11 protein-coding genes and 2 pseudogenes are annotated in these 17696 nt (G+C 43.1%); 7 read left to right on the top strand and 6 right to left on the bottom strand.

Annotation, left to right across the window (positions count from 1 at the left end; translation table 11 throughout):
* The first annotated feature begins 18 nt into the window (after nucleotides 1-18).
* The 5 genes from F902_RS02685 to F902_RS02665 all read left to right on the top strand — a co-directional run bounded on the left by F902_RS02685 (nucleotide 19) and on the right by F902_RS02665 (nucleotide 6120).
* Nucleotides 19-1668 (top strand): AMP-binding protein, encoded by a 1650-nt coding sequence (locus F902_RS02685; RefSeq protein WP_005200810.1) that lies wholly within the window; start codon nucleotides 19-21, stop codon nucleotides 1666-1668.
* Nucleotides 1669-1678: 10 nt separating this feature from the next.
* Entirely contained in the window at nucleotides 1679-2806 is a 1128-nt protein-coding gene (locus tag F902_RS02680; protein WP_005200808.1) for an acyl-CoA dehydrogenase family protein, read from the top strand.
* A 21-nt stretch (nucleotides 2807-2827) separates the two neighbouring features.
* Nucleotides 2828-3598, top strand: coding sequence for an enoyl-CoA hydratase (locus F902_RS02675; protein WP_005200807.1), 771 nt, complete (start codon nucleotides 2828-2830; stop codon nucleotides 3596-3598).
* 16 nt (nucleotides 3599-3614) lie between these two features.
* The gene (locus tag F902_RS02670) at nucleotides 3615-4640 is read left to right on the top strand and encodes an enoyl-CoA hydratase/isomerase family protein (RefSeq protein WP_005200805.1); all 1026 of its coding nucleotides are present in this window, start codon (nucleotides 3615-3617) and stop codon (nucleotides 4638-4640) included.
* Between the two features lie 118 nt (nucleotides 4641-4758).
* Nucleotides 4759-6120, top strand: a complete 1362-nt coding sequence (locus F902_RS02665; RefSeq protein WP_005200802.1) for an MFS transporter — start codon at nucleotides 4759-4761, stop codon at nucleotides 6118-6120.
* 111 nt (nucleotides 6121-6231) lie between these two features.
* Here the strand turns inward: F902_RS02665 and F902_RS02660 are convergent, their stop codons facing one another.
* The 4 genes from F902_RS02660 to F902_RS02645 are packed head-to-tail and all read right to left on the bottom strand — an operon-like array spanning nucleotide 6232 to nucleotide 10520.
* On the bottom strand, nucleotides 6232-7128 hold the full coding sequence (locus F902_RS02660) for an EamA family transporter (RefSeq protein WP_005200799.1): 897 nt from the start codon (nucleotides 7126-7128) through the stop codon (nucleotides 6232-6234).
* A gap of 57 nt (nucleotides 7129-7185) precedes the next feature.
* The gene (locus F902_RS02655) at nucleotides 7186-8625 is read right to left on the bottom strand and encodes an amino acid permease (RefSeq protein WP_005200797.1); all 1440 of its coding nucleotides are present in this window, start codon (nucleotides 8623-8625) and stop codon (nucleotides 7186-7188) included.
* 60 nt (nucleotides 8626-8685) lie between these two features.
* The gene (locus tag F902_RS02650; RefSeq protein WP_005200794.1) at nucleotides 8686-10113 is read right to left on the bottom strand and encodes an NAD(P)/FAD-dependent oxidoreductase; all 1428 of its coding nucleotides are present in this window, start codon (nucleotides 10111-10113) and stop codon (nucleotides 8686-8688) included.
* 11 nt (nucleotides 10114-10124) lie between these two features.
* Nucleotides 10125-10520, bottom strand: a complete 396-nt coding sequence (locus tag F902_RS02645) for a nuclear transport factor 2 family protein (RefSeq protein ID WP_005200792.1) — start codon at nucleotides 10518-10520, stop codon at nucleotides 10125-10127.
* Between the two features lie 288 nt (nucleotides 10521-10808).
* Between F902_RS02645 and F902_RS22410 the strand changes: the two genes are divergently transcribed.
* Nucleotides 10809-10964: a hypothetical protein gene (locus F902_RS22410; RefSeq protein WP_157188069.1), complete on the top strand. Its 156-nt coding sequence runs from the start codon at nucleotides 10809-10811 to the stop codon at nucleotides 10962-10964.
* A 222-nt stretch (nucleotides 10965-11186) separates the two neighbouring features.
* Here F902_RS22410 and F902_RS22405 read toward each other — a convergent pair.
* Together F902_RS22405 and F902_RS02640 are read right to left on the bottom strand one after the other, a co-directional pair.
* Nucleotides 11187-11258: pseudogene (locus tag F902_RS22405) on the bottom strand (DUF2132 domain-containing protein); the annotation flags it as partial.
* A gap of 179 nt (nucleotides 11259-11437) precedes the next feature.
* Nucleotides 11438-12242, bottom strand: a pseudogene (locus tag F902_RS02640) (IS5 family transposase).
* Between the two features lie 130 nt (nucleotides 12243-12372).
* Here F902_RS02640 and F902_RS22575 point away from each other — a divergent pair.
* Nucleotides 12373-17696 (top strand): ESPR-type extended signal peptide-containing protein (locus F902_RS22575; RefSeq protein ID WP_005200787.1); only part of this gene is annotated, 5324 nt, incomplete at its 3' end.

The raw sequence follows: 17696 nt of genomic DNA, 5'->3' as shown, positions 1-17696 counted from the left end.
CAGACTGAGGGAACACAGATGTTGAATTATAAAGAGACGGTACAGGCTTTTGATCTGCAAAGTACAGCAACACAGATGCTGTCAGGTTCAGTCGATGCATTGAATGCCTGTTATGAATGTTGTGATCGCCACGCACAAAGCGACAAGATCGCATTGTATTGGCAAGGCAAAGATGGTCGAAAAGAGCAATACACTTTTCGCCAGTTACAGCAATGGTCGAGTCAATTTGCCAACTTCTTAAAATCGCAGGGTGTAAAAGCAGGTGATCGTATTTCAGGATTACTGCCGAGAACACCAGAGTTGCTGGTAACGATTTTCGCCGCTTGGCGAATTGGTGCGGTATATCAACCTTTGTTTACTGCATTTGGGCCCAAGGCCATCGAGCATCGTCTGCAACTGGCACAAAGTAAGTTGGTAGTGACGGATACGGGTAACCGCAGCAAACTTGATGAAGTTGAGCGTTGCCCCGCAATTGTCACGGTTGCAGATCAGCAAGCGACACCGTTAAACCCAGAAGACTTTAATTTCTGGGATGAAGTACAGCAGCAACCTGAGCACTGTGACTTGGTCATGCGAAGCCTTCAAGATCCATTTTTATTGATGTTTACGTCAGGAACCACAGGACCTGCCAAACCTTTAGAAGTGCCGTTAAAAGCCTTACTGGCCTTTGCGCGCTATATGCAAGATGCGGTTGGTTTAAGGGAAGAGGATTCATTCTGGAATATTGCCGATCCAGGATGGGCATATGGCCTGTACTTCGGTATTACTGGCCCCTTATTTTTAGGGCATGCCATCTTGTTCTATGACGGTGGTTTTAGTACGGACAGCCTGTGTCAGATTGTGAAGGATTATCAGATTACCAATCTGGCGGGTGCACCTACGGCTTACCGCATGATGATGGCAGCAGACCCTGCCCAGATGGCCGCGCTAAAAGGCCAGTTCCGTGTGGTCAGCAGTGCAGGAGAGCCATTGAATCCAGAAGTGATTCGCTGGTTTAAACAGGTGTTGGATGCGCCGATTTATGATCATTATGGGCAAACTGAAGTGGGCATGGTGGTGTGTAATCACCATGGTTTAAGTCATGAGGTTCGTGCTGGTTCAGCGGGTTTTGCCAGTGCAGGCTATCGTGTTGCCGTCGTGAATGAACAAGGCGAAGAATTGCCTGCAGATACCCCCGGGATTTTAGCGGTCGATATCAGTCAATCCCCGATGATGTGGTTTGGTGGCTATCATGAAACGCGTAAATCGCCTTTTATTGGGCAGTACTATTTGACGGGCGATACTGCCGAGTTGCATGCCGATGGCAGCATGAGTTTTGTTGGGCGCAGTGATGATGTGATCACCACCTCGGGCTATCGGATTGGACCGTTTGATGTGGAAAGTGCCTTACTCGAACATGATGCAGTGGTTGAAGCAGCGGTCATCGGGGTGCCTGATCCAGAGCGCACCGAGGTGGTGAAAGCCTTTGTAATTTTATCGACAGGCGTTCAACCCTTAGCACAACTGGCTGAGGAACTGAGTCAATTTGTGAAAAAACGCCTGTCTGCACATGCCTATCCACGTTTAGTCGAGTTCGTTACCGAACTGCCAAAAACCCCAAGTGGCAAAATTCAGCGCTTTTTATTACGTAATCAGGAAATTGCCAAACAGCAAGCGAAAGCAGGGTAAGGAACACAAGATGCAATTAACTGAAGAACAAGTCTTAATTCGTGATATGGCGAAAAGCTTCGCCCAAGAACAAATCAAGCCCAATGCCAGTGATTGGGACCGACATGGCACTTTTCCAAAAGCAGCACTGGCACAAATGGGCCAACTCGGCTTTATGGGTATGTTGATTCCAGAGCAATGGGGCGGTTCCGATACAGGCAATCTCGCTTATGTCTTGGCGCTTGAGGAAGTGGCCGCAGCAGATGGTGCCACTTCAACCATCATGAGCGTACATAACTCGGTGGGCTGTGTGCCGATTTTAAAATTTGGTAGCGATGAGCAAAAACAACGCTTTTTAAAACCCTTGGCACAAGGTGAAATGATTGGTGCTTTTGCCCTGACTGAACCGCATACCGGTTCGGATGCGGCAGCGATTAAAACCCGTGCCGTGAAAGATGGCGATGACTATATTCTCAATGGTGCTAAGCAGTTTATTACCTCGGGCGACAACGCGGGGGTGATTATCGTATTTGCTGTGACTGATCCTAGTGCGGGTAAAAAGGGCATTAGTGCCTTCCTCGTGCCACGCGAGACAACAGGTTATGAGGTGATTCGGGTTGAAGAGAAACTCGGTTTACATGCCTCTGATACCTGTCAGATTGCGCTGACGGATGTGCGTATTCATAAAAGCCTGATGTTGGGTGTGGAAGGTGAAGGGCTGAAAATCGCGCTTGCCAATTTGGAAGGTGGTCGTATCGGCATTGCTGCACAGGCGGTCGGTTTGGCACGTGCAGCATTGGAAGAAGCCACGCGCTATGCCAAAGAGCGGCTGACCTTTGGCAAACCAATTTTTGAGCATCAAGCACTGGCATTCCGTCTTGCTAGTATGGCGACCGAGATTGAAGCAGCTCGACAACTGGTGCACTACGCTGCACGTCTCAAAGAAGCAGGGCAACCTTGTCTCAATGAAGCTTCCATGGCCAAGCTGTTTGCTTCAGAAATGACTGAGCGTGTCTGTTCAGCTGCGTTACAGGTGTTTGGCGGCTATGGCTATCTGAAAGACTTCCCGATTGAACGTATCTATCGTGATGCTCGAATTTGTCAGATTTATGAAGGCACCAGTGATATTCAACGTTTAGTGATCGCCCGTAGCTTATAACCAGAGAACAAGGAATCGATGATGCAGTGGCAAACCATTTTATTAGAAAAACACAATGGCGTAGGGTTGATTACGCTGAATCGCCCGCACGCATTGAATGCGCTGAATAGTGAATTGATTAGCGAAGTGAATCAGGCTTTAGATGAATTAGAAAAAGATCGCGAGATTGGCTGCATGGTGTTGGCAGGCTCAGAAAAGGCCTTTGCCGCAGGTGCCGACATTAAGGAAATGGCGGAGCTGAACTTTCCCGACATTTATTTTGATGATTTTTTCCATCTGGCAGATCGTATCGCGCAACGGCGTAAACCGCTCATTGCAGCGGTGAGTGGCTATGCGCTGGGCGGCGGTTGTGAATTGGCCTTGATGTGTGACTTTATCTATTGTGCAGACAATGCCAAGTTTGGTCTGCCTGAAATCACCTTGGGTGTGATTCCAGGGATTGGCGGTACGCAACGTTTAACCCATGCAATTGGTAAAGCCAAAGCCATGGAAATGTGCTTTACCGCACGGCAAATGGGCGCAGTTGAAGCTGAACAAAGTGGGCTGGTGGCGCGTGTGTTTAGTAAAGAACAATTACTTGAACAAACCCTGCAAGCCGCAGAGAACATTGCTGCACGCTCTTTAACGGCCAACATGATGCTGAAAGAAACCATTAATCGCGCCTTTGAAGTCAATCTTACTGAAGGCTTGCGTTTTGAAAGACGGATGTTCCACTCCATTTTTGCCACATCGGATCAAAAAGAAGGTATGCAGGCTTTTGTGGAAAAACGTCAGGCGAAATTTAAAAATTGATAAGAGATCAACAACAATGAATATTGAAAATCAGTTAATGATTGAGCAAAAAGGTAGTCTTGGCCTGATTAGCTTAGATCGGGTTAAACATTTAAATGCCTTGTCACTGGAGATGATAGAGGGCATCTGTAGCCAACTGGAACTGTGGCGTTATGATGCAGCAGTTCAGGCGGTCCTGATTAAATCGAATAGCCCCAAAGCTTTCTGTGCAGGTGGGGATATTCGCTATTTATATGATAGCTATAAAAATGATACGGCTGATTATAAAGGCTATTTTAGTGCCGAATATAAAATGCTGAATCTGCTGCGTGACTATGCAAAGCCTGTGGTGGTGGTGCTTGATGGTTATGTGCTCGGTGGTGGTTTTGGCTTGGCACAAGCCTGTCATATTGTGGTGAGCAGTGAAAAATCTCGATTTGCGATGCCTGAAACAGCAATTGGCTTTTTCCCAGATGTTGGTGCGACCCATTTCCTGTCTCGACTGGATGATATCGGCGTTTATCTGGCCATTACGGGCGAGCAGATTAGCAGTAGTGATGCCCTTTATTTGGATTTGATCGACTATCACGTACCCAGTGACAAGTTGGATGCTTTGCAAGAGGCATTGATCAATGAGCCGAATTTAAGCAAACAGAATATTGAGCATATTGTTGCGTGCTTTATTACTCGACCTGCTGAAAGTGAACTGAAACAGTTGGCAGATGGTATTCGCAAACATTTCGGTTTTCAGCATTTGGACGAAATTGAGCAAAGCCTTGCAACTGAGCAGGAGGAGCAATTGCAGCCTTGGACAGAAAAAATGCTCAGCATCTTGCAGCAGCGGTCCTTCATTGCCAAACAAACCAGTTTGAAACTACAACATTTAGGCCGTGGTCTTTCCTTGCCACAATGCATGCAACTGGAGCGAGACCTACAAGATATCTGGTTTGAGCATGGTGATTTTATTGAAGGAGTACGTGCCCTGATTGTGGACAAAGACAAACAGCCGCAATGGCAACAACGTAACCCCGAGCTGGAACAGATTCTGGAAAAACTCAGCTAAATCCAATCATGCATATTGACTCATCGAAGGAGTAGTAAAACGTCTGACATGCTGATGGTCAGGATTGATGATCAGCAAAAAAACCTAAAACAAGAAGATCCAAGAAAGGAACATGATGATGCAAACAATACATGGAAACGGTTCATCTGCTAAAAAGTCCTCTCATCGCTTGGCGGGTATCTCAAGTATGGTAGGCACCACCATAGAGTGGTATGACTTTTTTATCTACGGTGCAGCGGCAGCTTTAATTTTTAATAAATTGTTTTTCCCTAACCTTGATCCGTTGACGGGTGTGCTTGCCGCATTCGCCACCTATGCGGTGGGATTTATCGGGCGGCCGTTGGGTGGTCTGGTATTTGGGCATTTTGGTGACAAGATCGGGCGTAAATCGATGTTATTGCTTACCTTGATGTTGATGGGGATTCCCACCGTCCTGATTGGTCTGTTACCGACGTATGAATCAATTGGCTATTGGGCCGCCATCTGCTTGGTGATCTTGCGCTTTGTCCAAGGTATGGCCATGGGCGGCGAGTGGGGCGGTGCCGTGTTAATGGCGGTTGAACATGCCCCAGAAGGTAAAAAGGGCTTTTGGGGCAGTCTGCCTCAAGCCAGTACTGGCGGTGGCTTAATGCTTGCCTCACTTGCGTTGGGATTAGTCTCTTTATTGCCTGAGCAGGCTTTGTTTAGTTGGGGTTGGCGGATTCCGTTTCTTGCCAGCATCGTGTTACTGGCAGTCGGTTGGTACATTCGAGTCAAAGTGCCAGAGTCTCCCGATTTTGAAAAAGTGAAGCAGCAGGCGGAACAAGTTAAAGTCCCTGCTTTACAGGTCTTTAAAAATCATCCGAAGCAACTGATCACCATTATTGTGGCGCGCGCAGCTGAAAATGCATGGTTTTATATTGCTTCGACCTTTACTTTGGCCTACACCACCACACAGTTGGGGATTGCTAGACAAGAGATCCTATTTGCCACCATTTGTGGGGCCATTGTGATTATGTTTATGACCCCATTATGTGGACATTTGTCCGATAAAGTCGGTCAGCGTAATATGTTTATGTTCGGCCTATGTGTACTGGCGCTGTATAGCTATCCATTCTTTAGCATGCTCAATACCAAGGACCCTGTGTTGGTCTGGACTGCAATCGTGTTGGCGATCGGCGTAGTGTTCCCGATTATGTATGCACCACAGGCACAACTTTTTGCACGGCAGTTTCCCGCAGAAATTCGCTATAGTGGTATCTCGATTTCGGTGCAGTTAGCGGGGGTATTGGGTGGTGGACTAGCACCGTTGATTGCGACGAAGCTACTTAGTGTTGGTGGCGGCAGCCCACATCTGATCATGATCTATATTGGCAGTATGGCGGTGATTGCGATTATCTCGACCACCTTTATGCCACGGGATCAGAGCGTCGGATTAGATCAATCTTATAAAAGTAAAGATCGTTTAAAGCTCGATAAGAATGCCACGGATCATTTTTAATTGTCTTGCTTAATCGGTTTTTTCTCTAACTCGTTTGATACCAAGCAGCCTAAAAGTTATTAGGCTGCTTGGTATAGGGAAAAGAAATCATATAAAGAATCATGCACACATTTAACTTTGGATCATCTTTCTACGAATAAAAGGCACCTTGATCTTTTGTCCAAGTAAATGAACCATTAAGCCCAGCATTACAATCGTTGATCCTAGCCATTGCCAACTATTCAGATGTTCATCTAGTACAAGATAAGCGAAAATCATACTAATCACAGGTACCCAGAGGGAGAGGGGGCTGATTTTTGCCGCAGGATAGCGAGTTAATAAATAAATCCATAAACCATAACCAATAATTGTCGCAAAATAGGCTAGGAAAGCCGCTGCTCCGAATCCTCTCCAACTCAAAGCATGCCAATCTGCAATGATTCCTTGCCAACCTGTAGTCTGGATAGCCAATAATAAAAACCAAAGTGGTGTGAGTAGGTTTCCCCAAACCACTAAACCAATTGGATGAACAGACTTCATGCGTTTGACGACAATATTTCCACATGCCCAAGAGAAAGCCGAGCATAGAACCAATAGCAAACCGACCAAAGGTACATGGCTATGATGTTGTCCTAAAGCAATCAATCCTAAGCCGAGTGATGCAATCAGGATAGCCAACCATTGATTCCAAGATGCCTGCTCTTTGAGAAAAAAAGTAGCGATGATTACAGTAAAGAAGGCTTGGGACTGCACCACTAAAGCCACCAACCCTGTAGGCATACCCGTAGCAATCGCACTAAACATAAATGCAAATTGGGAAAAGTTGCTGATCAGCCCATAAAGTAGAAGCCATTTCCAACCGACTTGCGGAATGCGAATAAGAAACAAGGCTGGCAATAATACGAATATATAGCGTAGGCATCCAAGCATCATTGGGCTGATTTCACTTATACCAACTTTCATGAAATAAAAGTTAATACCCCAGATGAACACCACTGCTAAAGCAGCGAGCTTATCTTTTAGTAACATAAAGGATTCCTGGTCAAGACGACCTACGATGAGGCAGGTCGTTGAGGGACAGCGAGATTAGATTTTGTGATTTTTTGTGATGATGAGCGTATCTAACTTGGGATAACGATGACGTAGTTTGAGTAGTTCAAAGTAGTCACGAATCATAAAAATACAGAACATAATTACAGCACTTGCAATTCCGAACCAAAAGGCTTTCTGTAGGTTTGGTAAGAATGCCATGGCAGCAAAAATACATAACATACCGATGATCGCTAGGTAGCTAAGATAAGGAAAACACCACATCCGAACTTTCAGGCGTTCAGGTGCTACGCGTTCTAAATGACGACGTAAACGAATTTGAGAAAAGGCAATAATGATATAAACAAATAGCGCGACTGTTCCATACGATTCAACGAGGAACGGGAATACACCGTCTGGAGAAAAGTAGGAGGCTAAGATCGAAAAATAACCAAATAAAGTGCTAAATAAAATGGCACGGATAGGAACGCCATTTTTTGACAGCTTGGTTAGGCTACGAGGTGCATCCCCATTTTTTGTTAAAGCAAATAACATACGACTTGCGGCATAAACGCCAGAGTTCAGACAGCTGAGTACAGCAACTAAAATCACACTGTTCATGATGTCCGCGACATAGGGAATATTTAAGACCTGTAAGGCACTGACATAAGGTGTAGCAATCGCAGTGCTATTCCACGGGACGATACAAACCACGAGGAAAATAGAGCAAACATAGAAGATCAAAACCCGTGTGATAACAGATTGAGTCGCTTTCGCTACGGACTCTTCAGGATTCTTGGTTTCAGCTGCTGCAATTGTAACAATCTCTGCTCCAAAATAGAACGCTGTTGCTGCTACAGCGCCTGATAGCACAGGCCCCCAACCATTTGGCATAAAACCGCCATGATTTAAGAGCTCTCCAAATCCTGAAGCTTGATGATTTGGCCATAAGCCGAATAAATAAATAGAACACAAGAAAATAAAGACTGTAATTGCAGCTACTTTAATTGAGGAAAACCAGAATTCAAACTCACCAAAAGAGCGAACAGAAAACAGATTAGTTGCTGTCAGTAACATGAGTAAAACTAGACTGACAATCCATTGAGGTAAATCAGGCATCCAATACGCAAGCAGTTTTGCCCCGACGATGGCTTCAAGCGCGATTACAATCACCCAAAAATACCAATACATCCACCCCGTCATAAAGCCAGCCAATCGGGATAAAAATGGAGAGTCTTTAAAGGCATAACGCGCATAAGCATAAAAAGAACCTGTAACGGGGGAAGCTGTTGCTAATTCACCCAGCATTCTCATGACCAGAATGATCAAAATACCTGTGATCAAAAATGACAAAATAGCTGCTGGGCCAGCAGCTTGAATGACAACTGAACTCCCCACGAATAAGCCCATACCAATAACACCACCGAGAGCCATCATTTGTACATGCCGAGGCTTCAATGTGCTTTTTAAATCTTGATTAGAATTTGAATCATACATAACTGCATATCCCTCATAATTTTTTATAACTTGACTGTTCGCCTGATTGCGAAATAGCACTCAAAGCATCTCGTCCTTTAAGTAATACCAGCGATATAACAAGGCTTGACCCAGTCGTCTAAAGGGACGAAATAAATGTGATGGTAGTGGTGATTGGTAAATAGGTAATTCGAATTGAGGACGTTGAATACCCATGATTCGCTCTGCCAAACGATGACCTGCCATTGCTGAAAATGAGACACCATTACCACCATAACCGATGGCGTAATAGATGGTTTCATCAGGATTTGGTTGTACGATCCGAGGCATCATGTCATGGCTGACATCAACCCATCCCCACCAAGAATATGCAATCGGTATACCACGCAAGCGAGGAAATTTACGGTAAAGACCTTCTTTTAATCTTTCAAGGTGTGCAGGATTGTTGGCATCAGCACCCGTAAGCGCACTTCTGCTGCCACATTGCACTGAACCATCTGGGAGTAAGCGGTAGTAGTGTCTTAAGGTGCGTGTATCCGTAATAAAAGTTGTACTGTTTAAACCAGCCTCTTTGAGTTCTTGTGCTGTTAAAGGCCGAGTCACGATTGAATTAGATAAAATCGGCATGATTTTGCCAGACAAACTTGGGTGTAAGCCATTCGGGGTATATCCACCTGTCGCAACTGCAACACGTTTTGCTTTTACGACACCATATGGCGTCTGTAAGTAATGGATACCGTTGTGTGTTTCCCAATTGAGGACAGGCGTAGATGTATGTACTTTTGCACCTGCCGCACGGGCACGCTTTAAATAACCAAAAGCTAATTTTAATGGGTGTACACCAACACCATCAGGTTCGAATAGTGCACCCGCAGCCTCTTGATCTGCAACGAACTCGTCATGTAGTTGTTCTCGGCTCAATATCCTTGTTTGATATCCGAAAGCCTCTCGCATGACTTTGTTCTCATGTTCAAGAAAGGCCAATTTCTTTGCACGATGAGCAATATATAAATGCCCACCATCTTGTGCATCACAGTCAATACCACTCACGAGCTCTTTGAAATAATCAAAACCTTCTCGGATTTCAGCATCGAGGCGTTTTGCAGTGTCGAGTCCCCATTTATCAATCCATTGTGAGCGATAGAGGCGACCAGATGCATTTTGTCCTTGACCACCATTACGGCTGGTACACCCCCATGCGGTGCGATTGGCTTCTAGTACTAATGGTGCAGTGCCAAATTTTTCAGCTAAGGTGAGTGCAGTGGAAAGACCAGTGAAACCACCACCAATAATCACAATATCTGCATCAATGTCACCTAGAAGCGGACCGTCATCTTCTGGTGGAGTGCCAGCAGTTGCAACCCAATAGGTGGGTGCATATTGTTCATTACCTTTTAATCCTTGATCGATTAAAGGGTCAAACTTTGTATTGTAGGTATTGAATGTATTTTGAATGGGCGGGATGTGTTGATCCGAATCGCCAATCAAATGTTGTATGGATTGATTCATAGACAAGCTCCTTATGCAGCGACTTGTACAGGCCGATTTTTACGGAACGCATTTTTAATTAGGATTTTTCCATCTTTGAAGGTAAAGACATCGACCATATTGGCTTCAATATGTCCGCCATCTGGTACAGTCGCAGTAAATGTAGTCTCTGAAATACCAAATTGGGCATCTTCACTTAACCAGTGTTTAGCATTCAGCCATTGGGCATCAGGGAAGGATCTAAAGGTATTTTCAAATGCTTGACGAACAGCATCATAGCCTTGAATTCGAGTACCAAATACATCACTGCCTGCAACCGTTTCAAAGCAACAGTCGTGATGCATACAGACCATTAAGGCTTCAACATCGTGTTTGTTCCAAGCATTAGAAAAGTCAGTAATGAGTTGTAGAAGTTGAGTTGGATTCATTAGATAGCTCCAAATATTTAAAGGTCTTGGCTGATGATTGGACTGTACGTAAATCATTGTGTTCGACGTAGTACCAGTACTGAGGTTTTGATGGAGCCAGATAGTTTCTAGTTTAATTTATTGTTTTATATCGATTAATTTAAAAATTTTATTATGGAATGTGTTTTGCTTAGTTTGAGATGATGCCAGATTGAAAGAAATACGACCTTTCTATCTCTAAAATGCACCACTTTAAGGTTGAAGGCTTCAAAATAGCTCATAAATTGCACTAAGAAAAAGGACAAACGAGTGACAAATTCACTAGCACCACAGATATGGGAAGCTTTGTTTGCTGATACTGCAAATAGCGGTCTAAATTTGCAAGGTCGAATTTGTCGGATGATGTTCAGTGCTTTGGTTCAGGGATATCTAAAACCCCAACCTTGGCAAGAGTCACCGACATAAAATGCATTAAATTACATAATTAGTATTTTAATAAACCCTATATATAACAGTTATATAGGGTTTTTATTTTTGTGTGGTGTAATTTAAGGTAGGGTGGGTACTTTTATTTTTGGTCACTAATTTATTGTGATATTCAACAATAATAACCAACATACATATGCTTAATCTAAGGGTATTTTACTGACTGGTATAATTTTATGATGAGAGGGGTGTTGCCTGAGGCTACGGTTTCTGTTTGGCCTTTTGGCGTAAGACGTACAAATATAAGCTTTCTACTTTTTCACGTGCCCAGGGCAGGCTTCATTCAAGACAGCAGAATCAGAAATTATTTTACTCTTACCGCCTTCATATCAATTTAGTTCTCTGGACTGTGTCACTGGACATTTGTCAAATGCTTTTGGCCAACATGTTTATAAGGCGAAAGGTGATATTGAAATTATAGGCGTGGTATAAAATCCTAGGACCACATCATTTTATGGCTTATAATAGGAGAAATTAGGGTGTGTTGACATTTCTTGCTCATAATTCACTCTATAACGGTAACCATATAAATATACAAGCTAAAGCAACTGCACTTTGATAATTACGCTTTAGCTTGTCATATCGTGTCGCAATCCCCCTAAATTGTTTCAATCTACAAAATAAATTCTCAACTAAGTGTCTGATTTTATACATATACCAATCCATGTGATCATTACTAGACTTTGTGTTTGATTTTCTAGGAATATTTGGTTTTGTTTTGCTGTCTTGAATTTGCTTTCTAAGACTTTCAGAATCGTAACCTTTATCAGCGCACAGCATTTCTGATTCACTTAAATCTAGTTTTGATACAAGATCTGGGGCAATTTTCATATCATGAGAAGTTCCGTCAGAAATAATAAACTCAATTGGATTACCATTTGAATCAATTGCTAAATGTATTTTAGAACTATTGCCACCGATACTTTTAGAAATATCTTGATTCTTAATTCCTGCTGAATGTTGATGTGCTCTAACATGACTACCATCAATAAAAATCCATTCTTTATCAGCATGCTGACTAAATAACTTAAATATATTCATAAGTTTGTTGTTTTTAGACCAGCGATTATATTTCTTGAAAATAGAGTTTGGCTTACCGAATTCCTGAGGTAAATCTCTCCAAGGACAACCTGTACGTATCCTAAATAGAATAGCTTCGATAAAATTCCTCAAATTTAATTTGAGATAAATATTAAAATGACGGAAAATGGTAGTTAACTTAGACCAGTGTTGATCATTCAGCATTGTACGAGGCATAGCGAGTGTAAAATTGGGTTTGGCGATTTGATTTTACTATCTCGCTATTTTTTTAGGCAACAATTGTCAACAGACCCTAAACACATTATCTTTATTTTCATAAGTTATAAATCATATAAAGGGTGTAAGTATGAATAGGATCTATAGAGTAGTTTGGAATGCTTCGATAGGGGCATGGGTTGCGGTTTCGGAAAATGCAAAAAGTAAAACGAAAACAAAAACGGTGAAAGTTGTAGCAGTAGCTATAGCTATTGCGTCAAGTGCGATGATGCCAGTTTATGCTGATGTTTTGGCAGGAAATAATATTACAGTTACACCTAGTGGCACAGATTTTGTAGTTGCAACAACGGATGACGTAAGTCTGAATAAAGTTACGGTAGGCAGTGTTGAATTAGATAAAACCACAAATACAGTTAAAGTCGGGACAAATACGACATTAAGTACTGCAGGTTTAGATACGGACGGTTCAGTTAAGACAGGTACATTAACTACAACAGGCTCAGCAACGATTGGAAATGGTTTGACTGTAGCAGATGGTGCGACCTCTCTTAAAAACACCAGCATTACAGGTACTTTAATAACTACAGGAAATACGACAGTAGGCGGTACTCTGGGAGTAACAGGTGCAACGACACTTAATAACACGTTAAATGTCGTTGGTAATACAACACTCAGCAATGTTACGACGACAGGCTCAGCAACAATTGGAAATGGTTTGACTGTAGCAAATGGTACGACGGCTCTTAAAAACACCAGCATTACAGGTACTTTAACAACTACGGGAAATACGACTGTAGGCGGTACTTTGGGAGTAACAGGTGCAACGACACTTAATAACACGTTAAATGTCGTTGGTAATACGACACTCAGCAATGTTACGACGACAGGCTCAGCAACGATTGGAAATGGTTTGACTGTAGCAAATGGTACGACGGCTCTTAAAAATACCAATATTACAGGTACTTTAACAACTACAGGAGATACAACTGTAGGCGGTACTTTGAATGTTAATGGATTAGCGACATTTAATAATGGTGCGAATCTCAATAGTAAAAAAATTACTGGATTAGCGGCTGGAAATATCAGTAATGCGAGCAGTACGGATGCAGTTAATGGTGGGCAGCTTTATACCGTCAATAAAAATATTGCGGATGTCCTAGGAACAAAATTAGATGCAAATGGAACCTTAGAAAATCCAACTTATACGGTGAGTGATGGTAAAGGCGGTACACAAGCTTTTAATAATGTAAGGCAAGCTATTGAATATATTACAGGGGTTGATACCACTGGAACAGGAAGTGGAGTCGGGGTTGGTATTAAATATTTCCATACCAACTCTGCTGCAGCTGATTCACAGTCAAAAGGTCTAGAATCGGTTGCTATAGGACCTCAAGCAATTGCAAATGGTACAAGTTCAATTGCTATGGGCGACCAAGCGCGCGCAGATCAAGAAAATGCAGTTGCAATTGGTAAACAATCCGCAGCAATTGGTTTAAATAGTACAGCAATTGGTTCAACCACAGGGACACCGCGCCAGCCTGTTTATACAAGAGATGCAAATAGTAGAATTACTGCAATAGATGGCATCTCTGTAACTACGACAGGTGCAGGTACGAATTTAACAGATATTACTGAAATTAATGGGGTGTCGGTTACAAATATTGAAGTTAATAGCTTCGTGGCATTGTTAAGCAGCGGTGCGAATCTTTCTCTTGGAAAGAATAGTATAGCTTTGGGCGCTTCTAATTTGGCAGCCGGTGAATCTAGTGTTGCTCTTGGTGATTCATCTAAAGCTGTTGCAAAGGATGCGATTGCAATAGGTCGAAAGGGTAATGCTTCAGGAGAGCAGGCAATTTCGATTGGTGCTGGAGCTCAAGCAGCTGCAAGCGGTGCACTGGCTGCCGGCGGAGCATCTAATGCGGGCCGTGATGGTGCTGTTGCATTGGGTCAAGGTGCTTTTGCAAATACAACAGCTGGTATTTCAATCGGTCAGAATGCGGGAGTGGGTACATCACAAGGTGCAACGAATGACCGTACAGACCACATTGCTATTGGACGTGATAGCGGCAAAAATGTTATTGGTAATCGAAATATTGCTTTAGGTATTGGCGCTGGTTCCAACCTTTCAGTGGGTGGTAATGACAGCTCAGATGACAATATTGCGATTGGGGTAAATGCAGGAAGTAATTTAAGTGGTGATGATAATATTGCTATTGGCCGCGATGCGAATAAAAACATAACCGCAGTTGCTGAATCTGTAGCGATTGGTTCACGTGTAGATGCAACAACAGGTTCGACCGTGCTGGGTAATGAGGCCAATGCTTCTGGCGGTGATTATGCAACTGTTCTGGGCTATAAAGCAAAAGTGACAGGCGATTCTGGAACGGCATTGGGACGTGACTCGGAAGCTAGTACCAATAATATTGCTCTAGGGGCGTCCAGTGTAGCCAATGGAACTTCAATTGCTGCGGCTTATTTGACAGCTGATACAAAAACGGGCGGCTATAATATAGTTTCTGTTGGTCAAGCTGGACAAGAGCGTCGTATTACGAATGTTGCGGCGGGTGCAAATGCTACAGATGCAGTCAATGTCAAGCAATTAAATGCAATGCAAAAAAATGTAGCAAGCCTGATTGGTGGACAAACAGGCGTTGATTCAGCTACAGGGACATTTACAGGCTACATTATTGAATTGACAGATAAAAATGGCCAGACTCATCAATATAAAGATGTTTCGAGTGCAATTAATGCGGTGTCATCTGGTGCAATTAGTGTTTTACCTGGCAACGCTGTCATGTATACCGCTGATGGCCGTATTTCGAATGTTACTGCAGGAACAAAAGCTACAGATGCTGTGAATTTGGCACAGCTTAATCAAGCTATTGCAGATAATGGACAACATCATGTCTCCATTAATAGTAAAAATCCAGCGAATAAAAATAATGTGGGAGCAACTGCTGACGAGTCGCTAGCAATTGGTGCTGGTGTCACAACAAGTAATGCAGGTGTAAAAAGTGTTGTTATAGGTTTTGATGCTGCAACTAATGCAAAAGAAAGTGTCGCAATTGGTAATACCAGCACGCAAGCAAATGGTGATGCATCTATTGCGATTGGTAAGACTGCTTTAGCAAAAAGTACAAACAATATTGCAATGGGTACCAATGCCAGCAGTAATGGTATGGAAAGTATTGCAATAGGTACCAATATTCAAATTGATAAAACCACTGGTAATTCTGACTATGCAGTGGGTATTGGCAGTTATTCAGAAGTACAGAATGCTGATCAGGCCATTGCAATTGGACGTAAAGCAATTGTACAGGGCGATAATGGAACAGCAATTGGCCATGAGTCACTAGCAGCAAAAGAAAATGCGAGTGCATTGGGTAATTTTGCTAAAGCAACTGCAGTAAGTGCTAATGCTATTGGTAACTATGCAACAGCAAGTGGAACAAGCGCCAATGCAATTGGTGATAATGCAAAAGCGACTGCTGGTAATGCCAATGCGATGGGTAAAAGTGCAGAAGCAACAAGCACAAGCAGTAATGCGATTGGTGATAATGCAAAAGCTGCAGCTGATAATGCCAGTGCAATTGGTACCAATGCGCAAGCAACAGGTATTAATGCGAATGCTATGGGTAAGGGTGCAAAAGCATCTGAACAAGATGCAAGTGCAATTGGTACCAATGCGCGAGCAACAGGTGTTAATGCGAATGCTATGGGTACAGGCGCTCAAGCATTAAGACAGGATACGCTTGCGTTAGGTACAAGTGCCGTTGCAAGTGGCCTCAATGCATCTGCTATAGGTAAAAGTGCAGACGCAGCAGGTTTAAATGCGAATGCATTTGGTAATGGAGCTAAAGCTGGTGCTGAAAGTTCGAATGCTATAGGGACAGGTGCTGATGTATCTGCAACCAATGGTTTTGCTTTAGGTACTAGTGCAAAAGTTACACATACAAATGCAATTGCCTTGGGTAGTGGATCGATTTCTGGTAATGCAACACCAACTACAAGTGCAATTGTTAACGGTAAAACCTATAATTATGCAGGCATAAATCCAACATCAACTGTGAGTGTGGGCAGTTTAGGTAATGAACGTCAAATCATTAATGTCGCTGCAGGTCGAGTATCTGCTTCAAGTACTGATGCAATTAATGGTAGCCAGTTATTCCAAACCAATGAAGAATTAGCCAACCTAGCGAATAAAACAGCACAAGCATTAGGTGGTGGGGCATTAGCCAATCAAGCTACTGGAGCAATTAGTGCGCCAAGTTATACCGTCACAACTAACCCGGCAGGAATAGGTACAAAAACTACGGTCAATAATGTAGGTGCAGCCTTAACTGCATTAGATACCGCAGTGAATCAACCATTAAGCTTTGCTGGTGATACGGGGGCTCAAATATCCCGTAAACTTGGTGAAACGCTCAATGTGAAAGGCGGTGCAACAGGTACACTCGCTGGCACCGGAAATATAGGTGTGGTTGCCAATGGAACAAATCAGCTAGATATTCGTCTTGCTGAAACAATAAATCTTGGTGGCAATGGTAGTGTGACAACAGGCTCTGCGAGCATAAAAAATAATGAAGTTAAAGTCGGTACAAATACTTTAACGGATACTGGATTAAAAGCCGGTAATGTGAAGGTAAATACTTCGACAAATGATGTTACTGGGTTAAGCAATATAACGTGGAATCCTGCAGGCACTTACAATAGTGGTCGAGCAGCGACCGAGGAACAGTTGCTTTCTGCACAAAATCAGCTAAATACAACTTTAACTGATAAAGGTTTCAGTATCTCAGCCCAAGGTGCTAATTCAGATAAAGTTAAGCTAGGTGAAACAGTTGATTTCCGCAATACAGATGGAAATTTAGTTGCTACCCGCAGTGCGGATAATACTATTAACTATGATTTAGCCAAAAATATTAGTGTTGACAAAGTGACTCTTGGGAACATTATTATCGACAAAGCGACAGGGATCAATGCAGGCAATCAGAAGATCACCAATGTTAAAGCTGGGGATGTCAATTCAACATCTACAGATGCCGTGAATGGCAGTCAGCTATATACAGCACAAAACAATGTGAAGAATGTATTGGGGAGCAGCACACAGATTGATGCAACCGGCAATTTAACTTCAACAAATATTGGCGGAGTTACAGGAGCCAATACGGTTCACGATGCAATTCAACAGGTAAATAGCACCGCGACTAATGCGAAGACTCAGGCAGATAAAGGTTTGAATTTTGCAGTGAATGGTGTAACTCCAGCAGACAACGTACAGCTGGGAGAAACTGTTAACTTTGCAAATGGTACAAATACAACAGCAACCTATGATGCGGCGACGAATACCTACAAATACAGCCTGAACGATACATTGTCCTTAAGCAATGCGGGCAGTCTATCGATTAAGGATAGTGCTGGTACAGGTACAGTCGTTTCTGTTGACAAGACAGG

This window comes from Acinetobacter higginsii (genome assembly GCF_000369525.1).
GTDB classification, from domain to species: domain Bacteria; phylum Pseudomonadota; class Gammaproteobacteria; order Pseudomonadales; family Moraxellaceae; genus Acinetobacter; species Acinetobacter higginsii.
Note: the sequence above shows the minus strand (reverse complement) of the source record. Positions and strands in the feature narration are given on the sequence as shown.